17 protein-coding genes are annotated in these 20302 nt (G+C 49.9%); 8 read left to right on the forward strand and 9 right to left on the reverse strand.

The window, feature by feature from the left end:
- Positions 1–1311, forward strand: coding sequence for a hypothetical protein (locus tag D9741_RS15500; protein ID WP_130216892.1), 1311 nt, complete (start codon positions 1–3; stop codon positions 1309–1311).
- A gap of 933 nt (positions 1312–2244) precedes the next feature.
- On the opposite strand, the gene D9741_RS15505 is transcribed toward D9741_RS15500, so the two are convergent.
- Positions 2245–2487 (reverse strand): YfdY family protein, encoded by a 243-nt coding sequence (locus D9741_RS15505; protein WP_130216891.1) that lies wholly within the window; start codon positions 2485–2487, stop codon positions 2245–2247.
- A 351-nt stretch (positions 2488–2838) separates the two neighbouring features.
- On the opposite strand from D9741_RS15505, the gene lpxP reads away from it, so the two are divergent.
- Together lpxP and ypdK are read left to right on the forward strand one after the other, a co-directional pair.
- On the forward strand, positions 2839–3759 hold the full coding sequence (lpxP, locus tag D9741_RS15510) for a kdo(2)-lipid IV(A) palmitoleoyltransferase (protein ID WP_064526419.1): 921 nt from the start codon (positions 2839–2841) through the stop codon (positions 3757–3759).
- 322 nt (positions 3760–4081) lie between these two features.
- Positions 4082–4153, forward strand: a complete 72-nt coding sequence (ypdK, locus tag D9741_RS15515; protein WP_010723117.1) for a membrane protein YpdK — start codon at positions 4082–4084, stop codon at positions 4151–4153.
- A 64-nt stretch (positions 4154–4217) separates the two neighbouring features.
- On the opposite strand, the gene alaC is transcribed toward ypdK, so the two are convergent.
- The gene (alaC, locus tag D9741_RS15520; RefSeq protein ID WP_000785951.1) at positions 4218–5456 is read right to left on the reverse strand and encodes an alanine transaminase; all 1239 of its coding nucleotides are present in this window, start codon (positions 5454–5456) and stop codon (positions 4218–4220) included.
- Positions 5457–5830: 374 nt separating this feature from the next.
- Here alaC and ypdA point away from each other — a divergent pair, with 374 nt between their 5' ends.
- From ypdA to D9741_RS15535, 3 genes are read left to right on the forward strand one after another with little or no spacing between them, the layout of a single operon-like run.
- Complete coding sequence (gene ypdA / locus D9741_RS15525) at positions 5831–7528, forward strand: two-component system sensor histidine kinase YpdA (protein ID WP_130216890.1); 1698 nt, start codon at positions 5831–5833, stop codon at positions 7526–7528.
- 14 nt (positions 7529–7542) lie between these two features.
- Complete coding sequence (ypdB, locus tag D9741_RS15530; RefSeq protein WP_130216889.1) at positions 7543–8277, forward strand: two-component system response regulator YpdB; 735 nt, start codon at positions 7543–7545, stop codon at positions 8275–8277.
- A gap of 12 nt (positions 8278–8289) precedes the next feature.
- The gene (locus D9741_RS15535; protein WP_130216888.1) at positions 8290–9147 is read left to right on the forward strand and encodes an AraC family transcriptional regulator; all 858 of its coding nucleotides are present in this window, start codon (positions 8290–8292) and stop codon (positions 9145–9147) included.
- A gap of 2 nt (positions 9148–9149) precedes the next feature.
- On the opposite strand, the gene ptsP is transcribed toward D9741_RS15535, so the two are convergent.
- The 6 genes from ptsP to glk form a co-directional block, all read right to left on the reverse strand.
- On the reverse strand, positions 9150–11645 hold the full coding sequence (gene ptsP, locus D9741_RS15540; RefSeq protein WP_130216887.1) for a phosphoenolpyruvate--protein phosphotransferase: 2496 nt from the start codon (positions 11643–11645) through the stop codon (positions 9150–9152).
- Between the two features lie 24 nt (positions 11646–11669).
- Positions 11670–12707, reverse strand: a complete 1038-nt coding sequence (ypdE, locus tag D9741_RS15545; protein WP_130216886.1) for an aminopeptidase — start codon at positions 12705–12707, stop codon at positions 11670–11672.
- A complete protein-coding gene (gene ypdF / locus D9741_RS15550) occupies positions 12707–13792 on the reverse strand; it encodes an aminopeptidase (RefSeq protein WP_130216885.1) in 1086 nt (361 codons plus the stop codon). The genes ypdE and ypdF overlap by 1 nt, the downstream gene beginning before the upstream one ends.
- A gap of 15 nt (positions 13793–13807) precedes the next feature.
- Positions 13808–15055: a PTS fructose transporter subunit IIC gene (locus D9741_RS15555; protein ID WP_000985352.1), complete on the reverse strand. Its 1248-nt coding sequence runs from the start codon at positions 15053–15055 to the stop codon at positions 13808–13810.
- 21 nt (positions 15056–15076) lie between these two features.
- A complete protein-coding gene (locus D9741_RS15560) occupies positions 15077–15403 on the reverse strand; it encodes a PTS fructose transporter subunit IIB (protein ID WP_000038455.1) in 327 nt (108 codons plus the stop codon).
- Between the two features lie 218 nt (positions 15404–15621).
- Positions 15622–16587: a glucokinase gene (gene glk / locus D9741_RS15565; protein WP_130216883.1), complete on the reverse strand. Its 966-nt coding sequence runs from the start codon at positions 16585–16587 to the stop codon at positions 15622–15624.
- A gap of 204 nt (positions 16588–16791) precedes the next feature.
- On the opposite strand from glk, the gene D9741_RS15570 reads away from it, so the two are divergent.
- Positions 16792–18048, forward strand: a complete 1257-nt coding sequence (locus D9741_RS15570) for an ion channel protein (protein ID WP_130216881.1) — start codon at positions 16792–16794, stop codon at positions 18046–18048.
- Between the two features lie 114 nt (positions 18049–18162).
- Positions 18163–18489 (forward strand): DUF2502 domain-containing protein YpeC, encoded by a 327-nt coding sequence (ypeC, locus tag D9741_RS15575; RefSeq protein ID WP_130216879.1) that lies wholly within the window; start codon positions 18163–18165, stop codon positions 18487–18489.
- 240 nt (positions 18490–18729) lie between these two features.
- On the opposite strand, the gene D9741_RS15580 is transcribed toward ypeC, so the two are convergent.
- A complete protein-coding gene (locus tag D9741_RS15580; protein ID WP_130216878.1) occupies positions 18730–19968 on the reverse strand; it encodes an Nramp family divalent metal transporter in 1239 nt (412 codons plus the stop codon).
- Positions 19969–20302 lie beyond the last annotated feature (334 nt).

The following is a 20302-nucleotide window of genomic DNA, read 5'->3' on the forward strand; positions in this document are numbered from 1 at the left end:
ATGAAAAATATAAACATCAGCAGTTATATTATTTTAATAATATTTGGCATGATAATTTTGGCTATACGTTATACGACTCCAATCATCAACCCCTGGCTTTATGCGGAAGATGGCGTCTGGGTTGCTAATGCATTGAATCATGGTTGGCTAGAAACCTTCATTAATGCCAGAGAAGATTATTTTGTATTCTTTAATATTTTCTTTTTGTTTGTATCAACATCAATCAGCAGTATTATAAGCGGGAGTCCATTATTACTTCTTCCGCAATCCCTGGCTATAGTATCGTATTTTTTCTATAGTCTAATGGCCGTTATGGCTTTTCATTTAATCATTAAAATATCCAATCCATTATTTTCTATTTTAGCATATTCCATAGCTCTCTTATTGCCTTTAGGTCATTCTCAATCTGAAAATATCGGTCATTTGCTACAAATTGGTTTTTATATGCCAGCTATAGCGAGTGCTCTTATTATACAGAGAGAGTACGTCAATAAAAAAATTGCTAAAATTATTATTGACATAATGATCTGGTTAACTGCCGCAACAAACCCAGTCGTATTTATAATTGTAGGGGTTTATTATTCCTTCAAGTTATTGAATGTTAAAAATAAATATATTTTAATTAAGGATATGCTACCTTTAGCTATATCCATGGTCATATTAGCTTTATTTATACTTCCTCGACTCAATGGTTCTGGTGGACTTGGTGACTATGGCTATAACCCTAATAATATTATTGAAATGGTAACGGCTCGACTACTCCTTTATCCATTTATATTTCCGTGGTACGAAAAATTAAATGATTCAATATCGATAATCCTATCATTTGTATATATTATCTTTTGTACAACAATTATTTTCAAAACTAAAGATATAACAATAAAAAGACATTTACTTACTTTAGCGATCGCACTTTTCATTTGTCTTGTTACGACTGTTTTTGGTAGAATCGGTCTTAGCGACCTCCTGAATAACTATCAAACTACATTTCCCGATAGATATTTTGTAGGAACAAACTTTCTCTCTATCTTATTGTTCATAGCATGTTTATCTCAATGTAATTTCTCAAAGCCAATCAGTTATTTATCTTATTTTATTTCCGGAGTGTTATTGTGTGTTTATATTGTGAATGCAGACATAATATCAGAAAGCGAAATGGCGAAGAAAAACATTTTTTTAAATGATCATTTTTATTATTCAATATGTCACGCTGAAAAAATTGATAACGCAAATTCAGCCATACAAATCAAACCAGCAAACTGGGTTATGATTGTTCCAACAAAATTAATTAGCGAAATTCACTGCCACTAAAGTATTGCATGATTTATGCCCCGAAGCAGGGGCTTTAATTTTACTGGTCACTTAATACAAATGACCAGAAACTAGCGATTCTTTTTTTAGCCGATACAGACTCAGAACTTCTTTTTACTTTCCAGATTCAGCTCTTGTATCGTCTTAACTGCTTTGTCCTGATAACGGTCATCTTCCTGTATTTTATATTGAATGGCAGGCATCCAGACAGACGATAGAACTTTTCCAGTGGACGTTGTTGACACTGGTTTAACTCAGAAATGACCTTATTTGTCATGGCGATGATGGTCATAGCGGGCACGCTTAAAGCATATAAATCTTCAATCTCACTGCAGAGATCCCGCAGCGTCCCCCAGGCACAACAAGAGAATGATTATCCGTTCGAGCTTATCGGGGAACGTTATCTGGCGCCTTTTCACTAATTGGGAGTCAACCGAGTGATTAGAGTCGCGTGACGTAGTCCATTCGAAACTGCCCGTTGTGGCTTTAATATAATAATCTTTTACTGGAACCGTTTTTAGATCTGGCTTCCAACTACTGAACCAGACGAGAGCCAAATTCCGCAGTCAATGCAGCTGAGGTTAACTGTTCGATTAAATGGTCTAAAATGCCGTCTTCATCCGTTAGCTCCGGACTGAAGCACCTAAGGGTTTTATCAAAATCGAAGGGCCGGTACATACGTCATTCCTTTCTGAATGCAATTTACTGAAATGCCATAGAATTTCTAACACTCTCTTTTTTCGTGTTTGTACACAATTCTATGCAAAGACCTTTTATCGGAAATGACGTAAAAACGGCCACTAACTCAACAATAACGATCATTTCCAGCCGATTGCTCTAAAGTGGCATTATATATTCACGAAATGGATGGTCACAGGTGAACAATCTCTTCAGTTGGTGCTCTGAACACCTGCCATTAAAATTTTCGCTCCACTACCGCCTTCCATACCCCACCATAAAGCGAATCATCAATCCGCAGGCTGGTGCAAGAAACATAAATATTCCCGTGACCAACTCATTGCCACTGGTTAACCACATCGTGGAGTAATAAATGAGTGCGGCAAGGATGACCATGCCGAAGAATGAAGAGACAGCAGAAACTACATTTAATACCTGACCGATATATCCGCTAACGCAGACGATACACAGGGCGAGAAACATCCATAAATAAATCATAGCTCAACCTCCTGCCGTGCTAAAAAACGTGTTACTTCAATTACTCCAATAGTAAGACAATTCTTAACCACTGGCAATTTCAGCAAAATATTAATAAAAACAATACATTATCGATATGACTATAAATCACTGAAAAATATTCACTTGAGCAATAAATAATCACTAGCTGAAAATAATCAGCTAGTGATAAAATAGAAATACCGTATTCATGCTCCTCGTGGTTATGTCCTGACTAGTCTTTACACTCTTTACAGGAACCATTGTCGTACATGATGGCCCAATCAATTGAGTGTACCGCTGTAGACATGGAATCTTCTGCGATACAACAATTCGTATCTACAGAAGGTAACTATGTTTCCACAATGCAAATTTTCCCGCGAGTTCCTGCATCCTCGCTACTGGCTGACGTGGTTTGGTCTTGGCGTACTCTGGCTTTGGGTACAACTTCCTTACCCTGTTCTGTGCTTCCTTGGCACGCGTATCGGCACAATGGCCAGACCGTTCTTGAAACGTCGCGAATCCATCGCCCGCAAAAACCTTGAGCTTTGTTTCCCGCAGCTTTCCTCCGAAGAGCGCGAGAAGATGATTACCGACAACTTTCGCTCGCTCGGAATGGCGTTGGTAGAAACCGGAATGGCGTGGTTCTGGCCAGATCGTCGCGTGCGTAAATGGTTTGATGTCGAAGGGCTGGATAACCTGCAACGCGCGCAAATGCAAAATCGTGGCGTGATGGTTGTCGGTGTGCACTTTATGTCGCTGGAATTGGGTGGCCGCGTAATGGGGCTTTGCCAACCGATGATGGCAACTTACCGTCCGCATAATAATCAACTGATGGAATGGGTACAAACCCGTGGTCGCATGCGTTCCAATAAAGCGATGATCGGTAGAAATAATCTGCGCGGCATTGTCAGTGCGCTGAAAAAAGGTGAAGCCGTATGGTTTGCACCTGACCAGGATTATGGTCGTAAAGGTAGCTCCTTCGCGCCGTTCTTTGCGGTAGAAAATGTTGCTACTACCAATGGCACCTACGTTCTCTCTCGCCTCTCTGGCGCAGCTATGCTAACTGTGACGATGGTACGAAAAACCGATTATAGCGGTTACCGTCTGTTTATTACGCCAGAAATGGAAGGCTATCCGGCTGATGAAATTCAGGCCGCCGCCTATATGAACAAAATTATTGAGAAAGAGATTATGCGCGCACCAGAGCAGTATCTCTGGATCCATCGCCGCTTCAAAACGCGTCCGGTGGGTGAAGCCTCGTTATACGTTTAACAAATAACCCAGGCTTTTTCCCTCCTCAGATAAGCCATAATAACATCATGGTTTTTATGGCTTTTTCCTTAAGATTTTTCCCTTCGCTGAATCGTGAATTATTACTTCCAGAAATCAATCTGTCGCCGATATGCGACACTCGTAAGTTACTAAAAGTAAATAAGAAAATGCCACTTGTTTCGATTTAGTTTTAGGCGTACATTAGCGCCGTCTCGAGCCAATATGCTCAGAATTCTGAGGTGATGCTCGCGGGTGTCAGCTCACTGTAACAGGTGTAATGAAGTCATTCAGGCGTAACAGTAATTACGCGGAGAGATGTAAAGTGAAATATTTCTTTATGGGCATTTCTTTTATGGTCATCGTTTGGGCCGGTACTTTTGCCCTGATGATCTAAAAGTAAACTGCGAAACGAAAAACAGGAGCCATCAGGCTCCTGTTTGCATTTCTGGCGATGGTGTTTATTCCGCGTTTTCGTGAATATGTTTGCTGCTGGCGGGCAGTAAACCGTCGGCACGGAACATCGCTTTAATCCCTCTGATGGCCTGACGAATACGATCACGGTTTTCAATCAGTGCAAAGCGTACATGCGTGTCGCCGTAGTCGCCAAAGCCGATGCCGGGTGAGACACACACTTTCGCTTCGTTAAGCAGCTTCTTGGCAAATTCCAGCGAGCCCATTGCCGCATACGGTTCCGGGATTTTCGCCCAGACATACATCGAGGCTTTCGGCATTTCAACCATCCAGCCCGCTTCATGCAGCCCTTTTACCAGCACATCGCGGCGACGCTTATACTGTTCAGCAATATCACGCACACACTGCTGATCGCCTTCCAGCGCCGCGATGGCGGCAACCTGTAATGGCGTAAAGGTGCCGTAATCGTGATAGCTTTTGATGCGCGCCAACGCGCTGACCAGTGTTTTATTGCCGACCATAAAGCCGATACGCCAGCCCGCCATATTGTAACTTTTCGACAGCGTAAAGAACTCGACCGCTACGTCACGTGCGCCCGGCACCTGCATGATTGACGGCGCTTTCCAGCCATCGTAGACGATATCCGCATAGGCCAGGTCATGGACCACCAGTACATCGTAGCGTTTCGCCAGCGCCACTACTTTTTCGAAAAACTCCAGTTCCACGCATTGCGCGGTTGGGTTTGACGGAAAGCCAAGGATCATCATCTTCGGTTTCGGATAACTTTCACGAATAGCGCGTTCCAGTTCGTTGAAAAAATCGACACCTTCCACCAGCGGCACTGAACGTACCTGAGCACCAGCAATCACCGCGCCATAAATATGAATGGGGTAGCTTGGATTCGGCACCAGCACCGTGTCACCGTGATCGAGCGTCGCCAGCATCAGGTGCGCCAGCCCCTCTTTCGAACCGATGGTGACGATGGCTTCTGATTCCGGGTCGATTTCAACGTCGTAACGTTCCTGATACCAGCGGGAAATCGCGCGACGTAACCGAGGAATACCGCGTGAGGTGGAGTAACCGTGTGTGTCCGGTCGCTGCGCCACAGTACATAATTTTTCGACAATATGCGGCGGAGTCGCACCGTCTGGGTTACCCATGCTGAAATCGATAATATCTTCGCCACGACGACGCGCAGCCATCTTCAGTTCAGCGGTAATGTTAAAAACGTAGGGCGGGAGACGATCAATGCGCGTAAAGCGACGTTCAGGGCGAGTGTCAGCCATAATTTCCTCAGATTAACGTTAGCGCCCGGACCGTCCGAGCGACGCTGCCACGATGGTGGCTGTTTTGAAAATAGCCTGATTAATTTCTGTCTGTCCAGCGTTTTGGAAAATTTTTATCAATGCGAAAAAAGAGGAACAAAACCTTAAAAACAGGAAAGTCAGATTCGCCAACAAGAAATTATCACCCATTGTATTAACAATATAATTTCAATAAATTTACCTATTAGCTTGATGCTGACAAGAGATGTATTGCCTGTACACCATTTATCTTTCAATCCCCTTTTAAATTTGTGGTTTTTCCTCAAAAGTAGCGCACTGGTCATCAGCCTTCAGGTTACCTATCATAGAGGTTTAAACCTTATTCAGAGTCACCCGTGCACGAAATATTCAACATGCTGCTGGCGGTCTTCGATCGGGCAGCGCTAATGCTTATCTGCCTGTTTTTCCTCATTCGTATTCGCCTGTTTCGCGAGCTGTTGCACAAGTCGGCTCACTCAGCGAAAGAGCTACTCGCTGTTACCGCCATTTTCTCGATGTTCGCCTTGTTCAGCACCTGGTCCGGCGTACCGGTGGAAGGTTCGCTGGTTAACGTGCGTATTATTGCGGTGATGTCAGGCGGGATTCTGTTTGGCCCATGGGTAGGCATTATTACCGGGGTAATCGCAGGTATTCATCGTTATTTAATTGATATCGGCGGCGTGACGGCTATCCCCTGCTTTATCACCAGTATTCTGGCGGGATGCATCTCTGGTTGGATCAACCTGAAAATCCCTAAAGCGCAGCGTTGGCGCGTCGGTATTCTCGGCGGCATGCTCTGTGAAACGTTGACCATGATTCTGGTGATTGTCTGGGCGCCGACCACTGAGCTGGGGCTGGATATCGTCTCCAAAATCGGTATCCCGATGATCCTCGGCAGTGTCTGTATCGGCTTTATTGTGCTGCTGGTACAAAGCGTTGAGGGAGAAAAAGAAGCCAGTGCCGCGCGCCAGGCCAAGCTGGCGCTGGATATCGCCAATAAAACCCTGCCGCTGTTTCGCTATGTGAATAGCGAATCATTACGTAAAGTTTGCGAAATTATCCGCGATGACATTCACGCTGACGCGGTAGCAATCACCAATACCGATCATGTGCTGGCGTATGTCGGCGTGGGCGAACACAACTATCAGAATGGCGATGACTTCATTAGCCCGACTACCCGCCAGGCGATGAATTACGGGAAAATCATTATTAAAAACAATGATGAAGCCCACCGCACACCAGAGATTCATTCCATGCTGGTGATCCCATTGTGGGAGAAAGGCGTGGTGACCGGAACACTGAAAATTTACTACTGCCACGCGCACCAGATTACGTCATCATTACAGGAAATGGCGGTCGGTTTGTCGCAAATCATCTCTACCCAACTGGAGGTTTCTCGCGCCGAGCAGCTACGGGAAATGGCAAATAAGGCAGAGCTTCGCGCCCTGCAAAGCAAAATTAATCCCCATTTTCTGTTTAACGCTCTGAACGCTATTTCATCGTCGATTCGTCTGAATCCAGACACTGCTCGCCAGCTAATCTTTAATTTGTCGCGCTATCTGCGCTATAACATTGAATTAAAAGACGATGAGCAAATTGATATCAAAAAAGAGCTGTACCAAATTAAAGACTATATCGCCATTGAGCAGGCCCGCTTTGGCGACAAGCTGACGGTTATCTATGATATTGATGAAGAGGTGAATTGCTGTATTCCCAGTCTGCTGATCCAGCCGTTGGTGGAGAACGCCATTGTCCACGGTATTCAGCCTTGCAAGGGAAAAGGGGTTGTCACCATCAGCGTTGCGGAGTGCGGTAATCGGGTCCGTATTGCGGTAAGAGATACCGGGCATGGCATCGATCCAAAGGTGATTGAGCGGGTCGAAGCGAACGAAATGCCGGGCAATAAAATCGGCCTGCTGAATGTGCATCATCGCGTGAAGTTGTTATATGGCGAGGGGCTGCATATCCGCCGCCTGGAACCCGGAACGGAAATTGCGTTTTACATTCCTAACCAACGCACCCCTGTCGCCTCACAGGCTACGTTATTGCTTTGAGCCGGAGTGATATTGTGAAAGTCATCATTGTTGAAGACGAATTCCTGGCACAACAGGAACTTAGCTGGCTTATTAAAGAGCACAGCCAGATGGAGATTGTCGGCACCTTTGACGACGGTCTGGACGTGTTGAAGTTTTTGCAGCATAACCGCATCGACGCCATTTTTCTGGATATCAATATTCCGTCGCTGGATGGCGTGCTGCTGGCACAAAACATCAGCCAGTTCGCCCATAAGCCGTTTATTGTGTTTATCACCGCGTGGAAAGAACATGCGGTGGAAGCGTTTGAACTAGAGGCGTTTGACTACATTCTCAAACCGTATCAGGAGTCACGCATTACCGGGATGCTGCAAAAGCTGGAAGCCGCCTGGCAGCAACAGCAAACCAGCAGCATGCCCACTGTGCCGTTAACGCGTGAGAATGACACCATCAATCTGGTGAAAGATGAACGCCTCATCGTGACGCCGGTTAATGATATCTACTATGCCGAAGCGCACGAGAAAATGACCTTTGTCTATACGCGGCGTGAATCTTATGTGATGCCAATGAACATCACCGAGTTTTGCAGCAAACTGCCGTCGTCGCACTTTTTCCGCTGCCATCGCTCGTTTTGCGTCAACCTGAACAAAATCCGCGAGATAGAACCGTGGTTTAATAATACCTATATTCTGCGGCTGAAAGATCTGGATTTTGAAGTGCCAGTCAGCCGCAGCAAAGTTAAAGAATTCCGCCAGTTAATGCATCTGTAATCGGGAACTTTCATGAAAGCAGCAGGCTTGCCCGCCGATCAACAATTTTTCGCCGATCTGTTCAGCGGCCTGGTGCTTAACCCGCAACTGCTTGGGCGCGTCTGGTTTGCCTGCCTGCCCGCCTCACTGCCGGTAGGCAGTTTGTGTATTGATTTTCCCCGACTGGATATTGTGCTGCGCGGCGAATATGGCAATCTGCTGGAAGCAAAGCAGCAGCGTATGGTGGAAGGAGAAATGCTGTTTATTCCGGCGCGCGCGGCTAATTTACCGGTCAACCACAAACCGGTAATGCTGTTAAGCCTGGTGTTTGCGCCGACCTGGCTGGGGTTATCGTTTTACGATAGCCGCACAACGTCGTTGTTGCATCCGGTTCGCCAGATCCAACTTCCCAGCCTGCAACGCGGCGAAGGTGAAGCGATGCTCACCGCCCTCACCCATCTCAGCCGTTCGCCGCTGGAGCAGAGTATCATTCAACCACTGGTGTTAAGTTTGCTGCATCTTTGCCGCAACGTGGTCAACATGCCACCGGGCAATTCGCAACCGCGCGGCGATTTTCTCTACCACAGCATTTGTAACTGGGTTCAGGATAACTACGCCCAACCACTCACCCGCGAGAGTGTGGCGCAGTTTTTTAATATCACGCCCAATCATCTGTCAAAACTGTTTGCGCAGCATGGGACGATGCGTTTTATCGAGTATGTTCGCTGGGTACGAATGGCAAAAGCGAGGATGATTTTGCAAAAATATCATCTGTCGATTCATGAAGTGGCGCAGCGTTGCGGGTTTCCGGATAGCGACTATTTTTGTCGCGTTTTCCGGCGTCAGTTTGGTCTGACGCCGGGAGAGTACAGCGCACGTTTTCAGGGCTAACTTCAGAAGGTTAATTCCGTTTCCAGCAGCGTCAGAATACTTTGTGCATCTTGCGCGGCAAACAGCGACTGGCGGAAGTTTTTATTCACCAGTTTACGCGCCAGCAGCGAGAAGACTTTCACATGATTCATCCCTTCGTTAGCGCCCAGCGTCAGCATGATCACCAGTTCGACTTCGCCCATTTCTGACTGCCAGTCAACCGGTTTCACCAACCGGGCAATGCTGATACTGGAATGACGGATCCACTGTGATTTGGTGTGCGGGATCGCTACGCCAAAACCAACGCCAGTAGTAACAATCTCTTCCCGCTGCCAGACATCTTCTTCCAGCTCGAACGGATGCTCAGTACGCCCGTTAACGCCGAGGTTACCGCACAGGAACTGGATCGCCTGCTCTTTATTGCTAAAGGCCTGATCAACGAAGATATTCTCCAGCGCCAGCAGTGGGCGAACGTCTTCTTCCGGCGTAAACGCGGTAAGTAACGCTTCAATTTCCTGCGCGCTGCGGCACTCGCACGCCTGACGCGCCAGTTCCCGACATGCCTCGCTATCCAGTTGACGAAGCTGGCTTTTCACTGCCGGAATACGCGGGCTACTCATACTCAGCTCATCCAGGCCCAGCCCAAGCAGTAGCGGCAGATAACGGCTTTCACCACCCAGTTCACCGCAAATGCCTACCCATTTGCCCCGCTGATGCGCAGTGGTAACTATTTGCTGCAACATGCGTAGAAACGATGGCGTAATCGGGTTATACAGCGGCGATACGCGCGGGTTATTACGATCGACCGCATACAGATACTGGGTCATATCGTTGGAGCCGATACTGAAGAAATCGACCTCATCGCAGAAGTGATCGATGATGTAGCACACCGACGGCACTTCCACCATGATCCCAAGCGTAATCGTCTCTGCATGACGCAGGCCATCGCGCTTAAGCTCAACGATCGCTTTTTGGATCTCGCCCTTCACCCATAAGATCTGATCGAGACTGTGGACCATCGGGATCATCAACTGGGCGTTGCCGTAACTGGCGGCGCGCAAAATGGCCCGCAGTTGAGTGCGGAACAGGCCCGCAAATTCCGGGTAAATACGTACCGCACGATAGCCGAGGAACGGGTTCTCTTCCTGGGGAATGTTGAGGTAAGGAATGCTTTTATCGCCGCCGATGTCCATCGTGCGGAAGATAATCGGCTTGTCGCCCGCTGCCAGTAGCACCTGCTGGTAGGCTTCAAATTGCTCCTGCTCGTCCGGCGCGCTGTCACGATCCATATAGAGCATTTCGGTACGGAACAGCCCGACGCCTTCCGCGCCGTTGGCAAATGCGCCTGGTGCTTCCAGAGCGGTGCCGATATTCGCTGCGATATCAATGCGCTTGTTATCACGGGAATAGGCCAGCTGCGCGGCGGCCTGCGCCTGTTGTTTTTGGCGTTTATCCGCCAGCGTCTGCGCAACCTGATAATAACCGCTCACCGCGTCATCAGGATTAATCGCCAGTACGCCGCACTGGGCATCAAGCACCGCCGGTTGCCCGGCATAGCGGGCAATCGCATCCAGCGGCAGGCCGCTAAGAACGGGGATCGCCGAGGCGCGGGCCAGAATCAGGGTATGCGAGGTGCGCCCGGTTTTCTCCAGAATCATGCCTGCGAGATTTTTCAAATCGAGGCTCAAAAACTGGCTTGGGGTTAAATCTTCAGCCACCAGAATGGTCGGTTTTTCAAGCACCAGATTGTTGCGCGGCTTCAGTTCCGGCCAGGTAATATGCAGCAACTGTTCGCTGATATCACGAATGTCGCTGACCCGCTCGCGCAGATAATCGCTGGCAGAAGCAGAAAGCTTGTCACAAACCTGCTCCATATTGCTGATGATCGCCGCTCCCAGCCCCTGATGCTGTTCTGTCATCAGGCGACGGATATTGCCCGCGAATTCATCATCCTGAATCAGCGACAAATGGGCGCTTAGGATGGTTTTGCTTTCGCCGTCGCGCTCGCGCAGCTGCTGGTTCAGTTGCTCGGCAAGCGTTGCCAGGCTGTGTTCCAGCCAGGTGGAGTCTTGCGCACTGGCCGGGGTTGCCCGATAACTGTCGAGGCTGTTGCTCTGTAACAGAGTCAGCGTACCCACGCCGACGCCGCTTGCCAGCACATTGCCGTACAGTAAATCAGGATTCAGGCGGCTTAATGAACGCGGCAGCGGGTGCGCCGTCAGTTCTGCCTGCGTCGGCTGGACGCTGTCGCTGTCGATAAAGCGCACCTGGATGTACTCTTCCAGCACGCGCCGCGCCTGCTCTTCATCGCTGCCGCTAATGTTCAGGCTGCAACTGTCATTAAATAAGGTGCCGGTGCCAATCAGCGCCAGCGAGCTTTTGGCATCCGCCTTCGCGTTCTGGCGATGGTTGATGAAGGTGATTTCGCTTTGCCACTGGCTGCACTGTTCTTTAAGTTCCCACGCCGGACGGGCATGAAGACCGTTAGGCAAAGGACAGAGAAATTGAATCGTTAGCATAACCGCTCCGGGTTAATCAGGAGATCATCTGAAATCCGTCAGTTGAACAACCGTCTCACGCGTAAGACGTTGAATAAGGGCAGATAAAAGCTGCTGCATCTGCAAAATGTCGCGGCAGTCGGCAATCGATGCGGCGCAATGTCCATGGCGGGTTGCTGGCCCCATCACCACTGTTGGTATGCCAGTACCGGTTAAGTGCACCGCTCCGCCGTCCGTACCGCCGTTACTGAACATATCCGCCTGTAACGGCACGCCAATTTCTGCCGCCACGGTTTCAATCCAGACGGTAAGTTTTGGCGGCGCAATCAGTGACTTGTCGCTTAACACCAGCATCGGCCCGTTACCAATCTGGCGATGGTTAGCCGCGCCATAATCAAAGTTTTTCGCCCAGCAGGCGGTATCAAGCACAATGGCGACATCCGGCGACACCGCGCGGGTGGCAGTTTGCCCGCCGCGTAATCCCACCTCTTCGCTGGAACTTGCCACCAGCCACACTTCCGCAGGCAATTCGGCGTCGTGCAGTTCGCGCAGTAACGTCACCAGCAGATAGCAACCGAGGCGGTCATCAAAGGCTTTCCCCATCACCCGCTGGTGGGGGAGAACCTGAAAAGTAGTATCAAACGTGACGCGATCGCCTGGACGAATTCCTGCCTGCATCACTTCGTCATACGAGCGCGCGCCAATGTCCACGCGCATGGCGCTGACATCATTCCCCTGCCGCTCGCCATCAAGCAGACCGGGAATTTTGCACTCTTCACGGGTAGTGATGCGCACCGACTGCAGCTGGCGGGCAGCCATGCGCACATTGCCAACTGGCAGCACATCAATCGCCCCTTCGCGGGAGACGCTGCGCACCATAAATCCCACTTCATCCATATGGGCGCAGATCATCACTTTCGGACCTGTCGATTCATTGAGGCGGATCAGCACCGATCCCAGGCCGTCAAATCGCACTTCTTTTTGCAGGCGATCCGCTTCATCCAGCAGGATCTGCCGCACTTCCTGTTCCGACGAGGCGATCGCATCTGCCTCGCTCAACGCTTTTAATAGCGATAAATCCATTATGCCTCTCCCGTGAGCAACACTGTTTTCGGCATGGCGTAGAGCACTTCTGCGCCTTGCGGGGTGACCAGCACAACATCTTCGATGCGCACGCCCCCTTGCCCTGGCAAATAAATCCCCGGCTCCACGGTCAGTAACATGCCTGGCTGTAGCGTCGTGGTGTCCCGCGGTGAAAAACGCGGATCTTCGTGTACTTCAATGCCGATGGCATGACCGGTGTTATGACCGAAATAGTCGCCATAACCGGCTTCTGTAATGACCCGGCGCGCGGCATCGTCAACCTGTTGGCAGCGCACGCCGGGGCGAATCGCGGATATTGCCGCCAGCTGTGCTTGCAGGACAATCTGATACACGTCAAACAGCGGGTGAGATTCGGCGCTCACCCCTTCGCCATTCACCAGCAAGGTGCGCGTCATATCAGAGCAGTAACCCTGATACAGCGCACCGAAATCGAGAGTGACAAACTCGCCTGCTGCAACAATCTTGTCGCTGGCTTTACCGTGCGGCAGCGCCCCACGCCAGCCGCTGGCGACAATGGTGTCAAAAGAGGCTTTTTCTGCGCCCTGCTGGCGCATAAACCACTCCAGTTCAGCGGCTATCTCGCATTCGCTCATCCCCGCCTGAATAAAGCGGCGAATATGCTCTGCGCCACGATCGGCAATCCCACAGGCGAGGCGGATTTTCTCCACCTCCTCTGGCGTTTTGATTTGCCGCAGCACATCCGGCGTGGCGCTTACCAGTTTCGCATTGAGTTCAGACTGCCAGCGGTGCGCGGTTTCCCAACTCACCTGCTGGCCTTCAAAACCGAGCGTTTGCAATTGCTCATCGGCAATGATTTGCCTGACGATGGTGGCAAGCGTGTGCATCGCGTCGAGCAAATGCAGCTGGTAACCTTGCGTGCGGGCTTCTACATCCGCGTAATAGCGCGAGTCCACCAGAATGTGCGCACTTTCACGGCTAATCACCACATAACCTGATCCGGTGGAGATCCCCAGATGCGGCTGTTTGTTCTGCCGTGAGGAGATAAGCACCGCATCCAGTTGTTGCGTCTTAAGCCAGTTGCGCAGCGAAGCGAGTAATGTCATCTGGATTTTTCCTTCTTACAGGCTATCGATTAACAATTTGCCTTTGCGGAACATCATCAGACGCAGGAACACCACCATCAGCGCAGTAATGATTGCTCCCAGCGCGATCCCCGCCATATAGACGCCCAGATTAGTGACCAGCGGCCACGCCCAGATAGCGGATTCCGGGAACCATTGCACTGCACCCAGCCAGACAGCAGCGGTGGAACCGACAATCGCGCCAACCATATAGGACGGAATGGCGGTGATGGGGCTTTCCAGCGCAAACGGAATCGCACCTTCACTGATCCCCATAAACGCCAGGAACATCGCGGTTTTACCCTGCGGATAAAGCTGGGCGTTGAACAGGCGTTTGCCGGTTAAACGACGGTCGATAATGGTCGCCAGACCCAGACCAATCGGCGGAATAACGATAGCGATAGAACGCGCGGTGACTGGTAATACATGGTCGGTGGTAAAGCTGAAGGCGACGAAACCAGCTGCTTTGTTGATTGGACCACCCAAGTCGATTGCGGTCGCCGCAGCAATGCCCATTGCGTACATCAGCGCGCCCTTCTCACCAGCAGCGGTCAGCACGGTACGGATACCGCCGTTGATCCAGCCACCAAACGGCGTGATCACGTAGTACATCGCCAGCATGACAAAAATGGCGGAAAGAATCGGTAGCAAAAATGTGGTTTTGAACGCTAACAGGAAATCCGGTAACTGGATTTTCTGGTTCATCCACTTCACGAGGTAACCCGCGACGATAGAAATAATCAGCGCACCAATGAAGGTAGACGGGACTGGTGAAGAGGTCGCCCACTGCATAGTGCTGGGATCAAAGTTCAGCAGTTGCGTGGGTTGGGTAGACATCAAGCCGCCGATAAACCCAGCCGGGAACGCCAGTTTGCCACCGATAGAGTTCGCCACAAAAGCGGCAAACATCGGAATGGCAAAACCAAACAATACGCCGCCGAAGGACTGCGACAGCCAGGCAAATTTCAGTAAGGAGAGATCGAAACCGGAGAATTTCCCGCTATTAAGAGCATCCATGATGCCGATGTCTGCGGGAATTTTAAGCCAGCTATAAGCAATCAGCTGGCTGAAAGCGAGGATCACACCGCCCATAATTAAGGTCGGCACCATGCGTGAAATCCCTGACATCACATGCTGCGGGAGTTCACCCCAGAAGCTGGTTTTAGAGGCCTGCGGATTCTTAACTGCCGCTGCCGCACCGGATGCGCCAGGCACAACGGTTGCACTGCGTTTTTTAATGGCCATAATAATTATCCCTGTCGAATATTACTGTTGTTCAGCGGCAATCATCTCTTCGATTTCTTTGATGATGCCCGCAGCGTTTTTAATTGCGTCCTGCAAAGTGATTTCATAAACGTCGCGTGATTCGAAACGCTCGTTATCTTCTGGTGTTACTGCCACGGAATGAATGATGATGGTCGCTTCGGCGATATCCTGCGCCGTCAGGCGGTTCTGGATGCCATCCGCGCCCTGAGTTTCAATTTTCACTTCATAGCCGGCTTCCACCGCCGCTTCTTCCAGCGCCTGGGCGGCCATAAAGGTGTGAGCCAGGCCCATTGGGCAGGCACATAAGGCAATCAGTTTCTTACTCATCGTTATTTCCTCGTTCGTTTATAGTTGACGAATGAAATTATGAACGTGCAAAACAAATTGCCGTTACCAGACAAATAATGCATTTACTGGAGAATTAATCCCGTAGTGCGGAAGTGTGACGCAGGTCGGCCTTGTGAGGAGACACAAAGAAAAATTGAATTAACTGATTGATTTAAAAGATTATCGGGAGAGTCACCTCCCGATATGACAGGAAGGATTTACAGAATGTGGCCTAAGGTCTGGCGTAAATGTGCACCGGAACCGAGAAGCCCAGGGTTATCGTGCACAATTAAATAGACCGGAATATCATGAACATAATCTTTAAAGCGCCCTTTATCTTCAAATGCGGCACGAAAACCAGAGGCTTTGAAGAACTCAAGGAAACGCGGAACGATACCGCCCGCAATATAGACGCCGCCAAATGTTCCGAGATTGAGCGCCAGATTGCCGCCAAAACGCCCCATAATGACGCAAAATAGTGACAACGCACGACGGCAATCAGTGCAGCTGTCGGCCAGCGCGCGTTCGGTAATATCTTTTGGCTTGAGATTTTCCGGCAGGCGGTTGTCGGCTTTCACAATCGCGCGATACAGATTTACCAGACCAGGGCCAGAGAGCACGCGTTCAGCCGAGACATGGCCAATTTCCGCGCGCAGTATTTCAAGGATAATGGCTTCTTCTTCACTGTTTGGCGCAAAATCAACGTGACCACCTTCACCAGGCAGGCTTACCCAGCGTTTATCGACATGGACCAGATGTGCAACCCCAAGCCCTGTCCCGGCACCGTACACCGCGACAGGTTTACCTTCAACCGGTTCTGCGCCGCCAAACTGGATCAGATGCTCTTTTTTCAGCATCGGGATCGCCATCGAAACCGCCGTAAAATCGTTAATAATCTCCAGGTGGCTAAAACCGAGATTCTTTTTCATTTCGGCAATCGAAAACGCCCAGGTGTGGTTGGTCATTGCCACCCAGTCACCAGTAATTGGGCAAGCAATGGCGATGCAGCCATCTTTCACCTCGACTTTATGCTCTTCAAGATAAACGCGAATGACCGCTTCCAGGCTGGGATAATCAAGCCCTGAATAGGTTTTAGCCTGCGAGATTTCACCACTGGCAATATCACACAGAGCAAGACGTGCGTTAGTACCGCCCACATCACCGACTAATGCATACTTTGTCATTCTTCAACTGCTCCGCTAAAGTCAAAATAATTCTTTCTCACACTGTAAGTTCATGGGGGCATAACAACAACGCCGTAGAGGCAGGCTCCCTGTAAATATCGATCTGGGTCACACATTTACTTTATCGTTTCAGCACCAATTGCAGCGATGTCTTTATGCAAGCTGGGCAAACTAAATATCTGAACCCGCATAAAGGAATAGAACATGCTCCATCCGCGAGCCAGAACCATGTTGTTATTATCGCTCCCCGCTCTGGCAATTGGGATTGCGTCCAGTCTTATTCTGATGGTGGTAATGAAAATCGCCTCGGTATTACAGAATCTGCTCTGGCAACGACTGCCGGGAAGTCTGGGGATAGCCCAGGATTCACCGCTCTGGATCATCGGAATTTTAACGCTGACAGGGGCCGCTGTTGGGCTAGTCATCCGTTTCAGCCGGGGTCATGCCGGGCCGGATCCTGCCTGTGAAGCGCTGATTGGCGCGCCAGTCTCCCCCTCTGCGCTACCTGGACTTATCGTAGCATTAATTCTCGGTCTTGCGGGCGGCGTCAGTCTTGGGCCGGAACATCCCATTATGACCGTCAATATCGCCCTCGCGGTGGCGATTGGCGCGCGTCTGTTACCACGAGTGAACCGGATGGAGTGGACTATTTTAGCCTCTGCAGGCACCATCGGCGCACTGTTTGGCACTCCTGTTGCGGCGGCGTTGATATTTTCGCAAACCTTAAATGGCAGCCACGACGTTCCACTTTGGGATCGTCTCTTTGCGCCGTTAATGGCAGCGGCGGCTGGCGCACTAACCACCGGATTGTTTATCCATCCTCATTTTTCGCTGCCCATTGCTCATTACGGACAGATGCAGTTAGCAGACATTATCAGTGGTGCAATTGTGACGGCGATCGCCATTGCGGCAGGTATGGTTGCAGTGTGGTGTTTCCCACGGGTGCACGCGATGATGCATCAGATTAAAAATCCGGTCCTCATGCTGGGGGTTGGCGGCTTTATTCTCGGTATTCTGGGCGTTATTGGTGGGCCTGTTTCGCTATTTAAAGGGCTGGACGAGATGCAGCAGATGGTGACAAATCAGGCTTTCAGCACCAGCGATTACTTATTGCTGGCGGTAATCAAACTTGCCGCCCTGGTCATTGCCGCCGCCAGCGGGTTTCGCGGCGGGCGAATCTTCCCGGCGGTATTTGTCGGCGTAGCGTTAGGTTTGATGCTGCATGCGCACGTTCCCGCCGTTCCAGCGGCCATTACCGTCTCCTGCGCGATTCTCGGCCTCGTACTGGTGGTAACGCGCGATGGCTGGCTAAGTTTGTTTATGGCGGCGGTCGTTGTACCTGATTCCACATTGTTACCGCTACTGTGTATCGTCATGCTTCCGGCATGGTTATTACTGGCAGGTAAACCGATGATGATGGTGAATCGTCCAAAACAACAGCCACCCCACGATAACCTTTAGCAAAAAATGCTCTCCCTTATGATTTAAGAGTTATGGCGATGAAACGGGGCTTTACCTCCCCGTAATATTGCGTTAACAGGCCGCTGACGGCTTCGATCGTGAAGGAGAATAACAATGTTCAGGTCACTGTTTCTGGCGGCCGCCCTGATGGCATTTATCCCGCTTGCAGCAAACGCAGGTGAAATTACCTTACTGCCATCAATTAAATTACAAATTGGCGATCGCGATAATTATGGTAACTACTGGGACGGCGGCCACTGGCGCGATCGTGACTACTGGCACCGTAATTATGAATGGCGTAAAAACCGCTGGTGGCGTCATGATAATGGCTATCACCGTGGTTGGGATAAGCGTAAAGCGTATGAGCGTGGCTATCGCGAAGGCTGGCGTGACCGTGATGATCATCGCGGAAAAGGCCGTGGACATGGGCATCGTCATTAAACACATTCGCTAATGGAGCGCAATGCCTGATGCGACGCTTGCGCGTCTTAGCAGGCCTACAAACCCACTTCATTTAACGCGTAGGGCGGATAAGGCGTTTTACGCCGCATCCGCCAGTGGTGCCTGATGCGACGCTTGCGCGTCTTATCAGGCCTACAAACCCGCTCCATTTAACGCGTAGGGCGGATAAGGCGTTTTACGCCGCATCCGCCAGTGGTGCCTGATGCGACACTCATTCAACTACAGCCCCAATGCCGTTCCCACCAACAACCAGATATTCAGCGTTACCACCAGCACCACAATCATCCAGCCGATTTGTTTAACCCATTTGCTATTCACCAGATCGCCCATCAACTTGCTGTCACTGGTGAAAATCAGCAGCGGCACCAGCGCCAGAGCAATACCAAAACTGAGCAGCACCTGGCTCATAACCAGAATCCGTGTCGGATCTAATCCCATCAGAATGACAATAAATGACGGCAGCATGGTTACCGTACGGCGTACCCACAGCGGAATATGAAAGCGAATGAACCCCTGCATCACCACCTGCCCTGCCAACGTACCCACTACCGTTGACGAAAGCCCCGCCGCCACCAGACTTAAACCAAAAACCGTTGCCGCTGCATTACTTAACAGCGGTTGCAGCGTCAGGTAAGCCTCATCAAGGTCGGCAACACCAGTATGACCAGAAAAGTGAAACGCGGCGGCAGCCGTTGCCATCATCGCCAGATTGACAAAGCCAGCGATGGTCATGGCAATCGCCACATCCCATTTGGTCGCAGAGTAACGTTGCTGGCGTGAACCACCGTGTAGATGCTGGGTAAGCGAAGAGTGAAGATAAATCACATGCGGCATAATCGTCGCCCCTAACACGCCAGCCGCCAGGAAGACCGCTTCCGAGGTCGGTAAACTCGGTATCGCCATACCTTTGCTCAACTGCACCAGATTCGGTTGGGAGAAAATCAACTCAACAATGTAAGCCGCGGCAACAAACAACAGAAGCCCACCAATCACTTTCTCCAGCGGTTTTTGCCCGCGACGTTGCAGCATTAAAATCAAGAAGGTGGCGATACCTGTCAGCACCGCCCCTTGCAATAAAGAAACACCAAGAATGAGTTTGAAACCGATCGCCGCACCAATAAATTCCGCCAGATCGGTCGCCATCGCAATAATTTCCGCCTGGACCCAATAGAACCAGACTACCGGACGTGGGTAGTGGTCGCGAATTTGCTCCGCCAGATTTTTACCAGTGGCAATCCCGAGTTTGGCCGAGAGGATCTGAATCAGCATCGCCATTAAGTTGGCCCAGACGACCACCCACAGCAGTTGATAGCCGAAGCTGGCGCCCGCCTGAATATTGGTCGCAAAGTTACCGGGATCGATATAACCAATTGCCGCAATGAACGCAGGTCCCATTAATGCGAGCCTCATCTTGCGCGCTGCCCGACCGCTGCTACTCTCAACGCGATAGTTCGTCATCTTGTGCCTCTAAAACATAGCCTTTGCTATATTTCATGCTATGTCAAACGAGAATGATTATCAAATTCATTTAAATGGATTGTGGTGATTTCTCTGATAGACCAGGATTATGACTACGAAAAGATTGATGATTTGAATGTTATAATTATGTTTAATGTTAGCACATTTACATAACTTTCAGCTTCCATACACAACATAGCAAATATGTATGACAGGTCACTATTTTTGAAGCTTGTCACAGGACGTCATTATAGTGTGTGTCAGATCTCGTTTTCCTTACCCATGTTACATAGAATGTGCACGGAAATTTAACCTGCCTCATATTTGGAGCAAA

It is taken from the genome of Escherichia sp. E14V7, assembly GCF_004212225.1.
GTDB lineage: Bacteria > Pseudomonadota > Gammaproteobacteria > Enterobacterales > Enterobacteriaceae > Escherichia.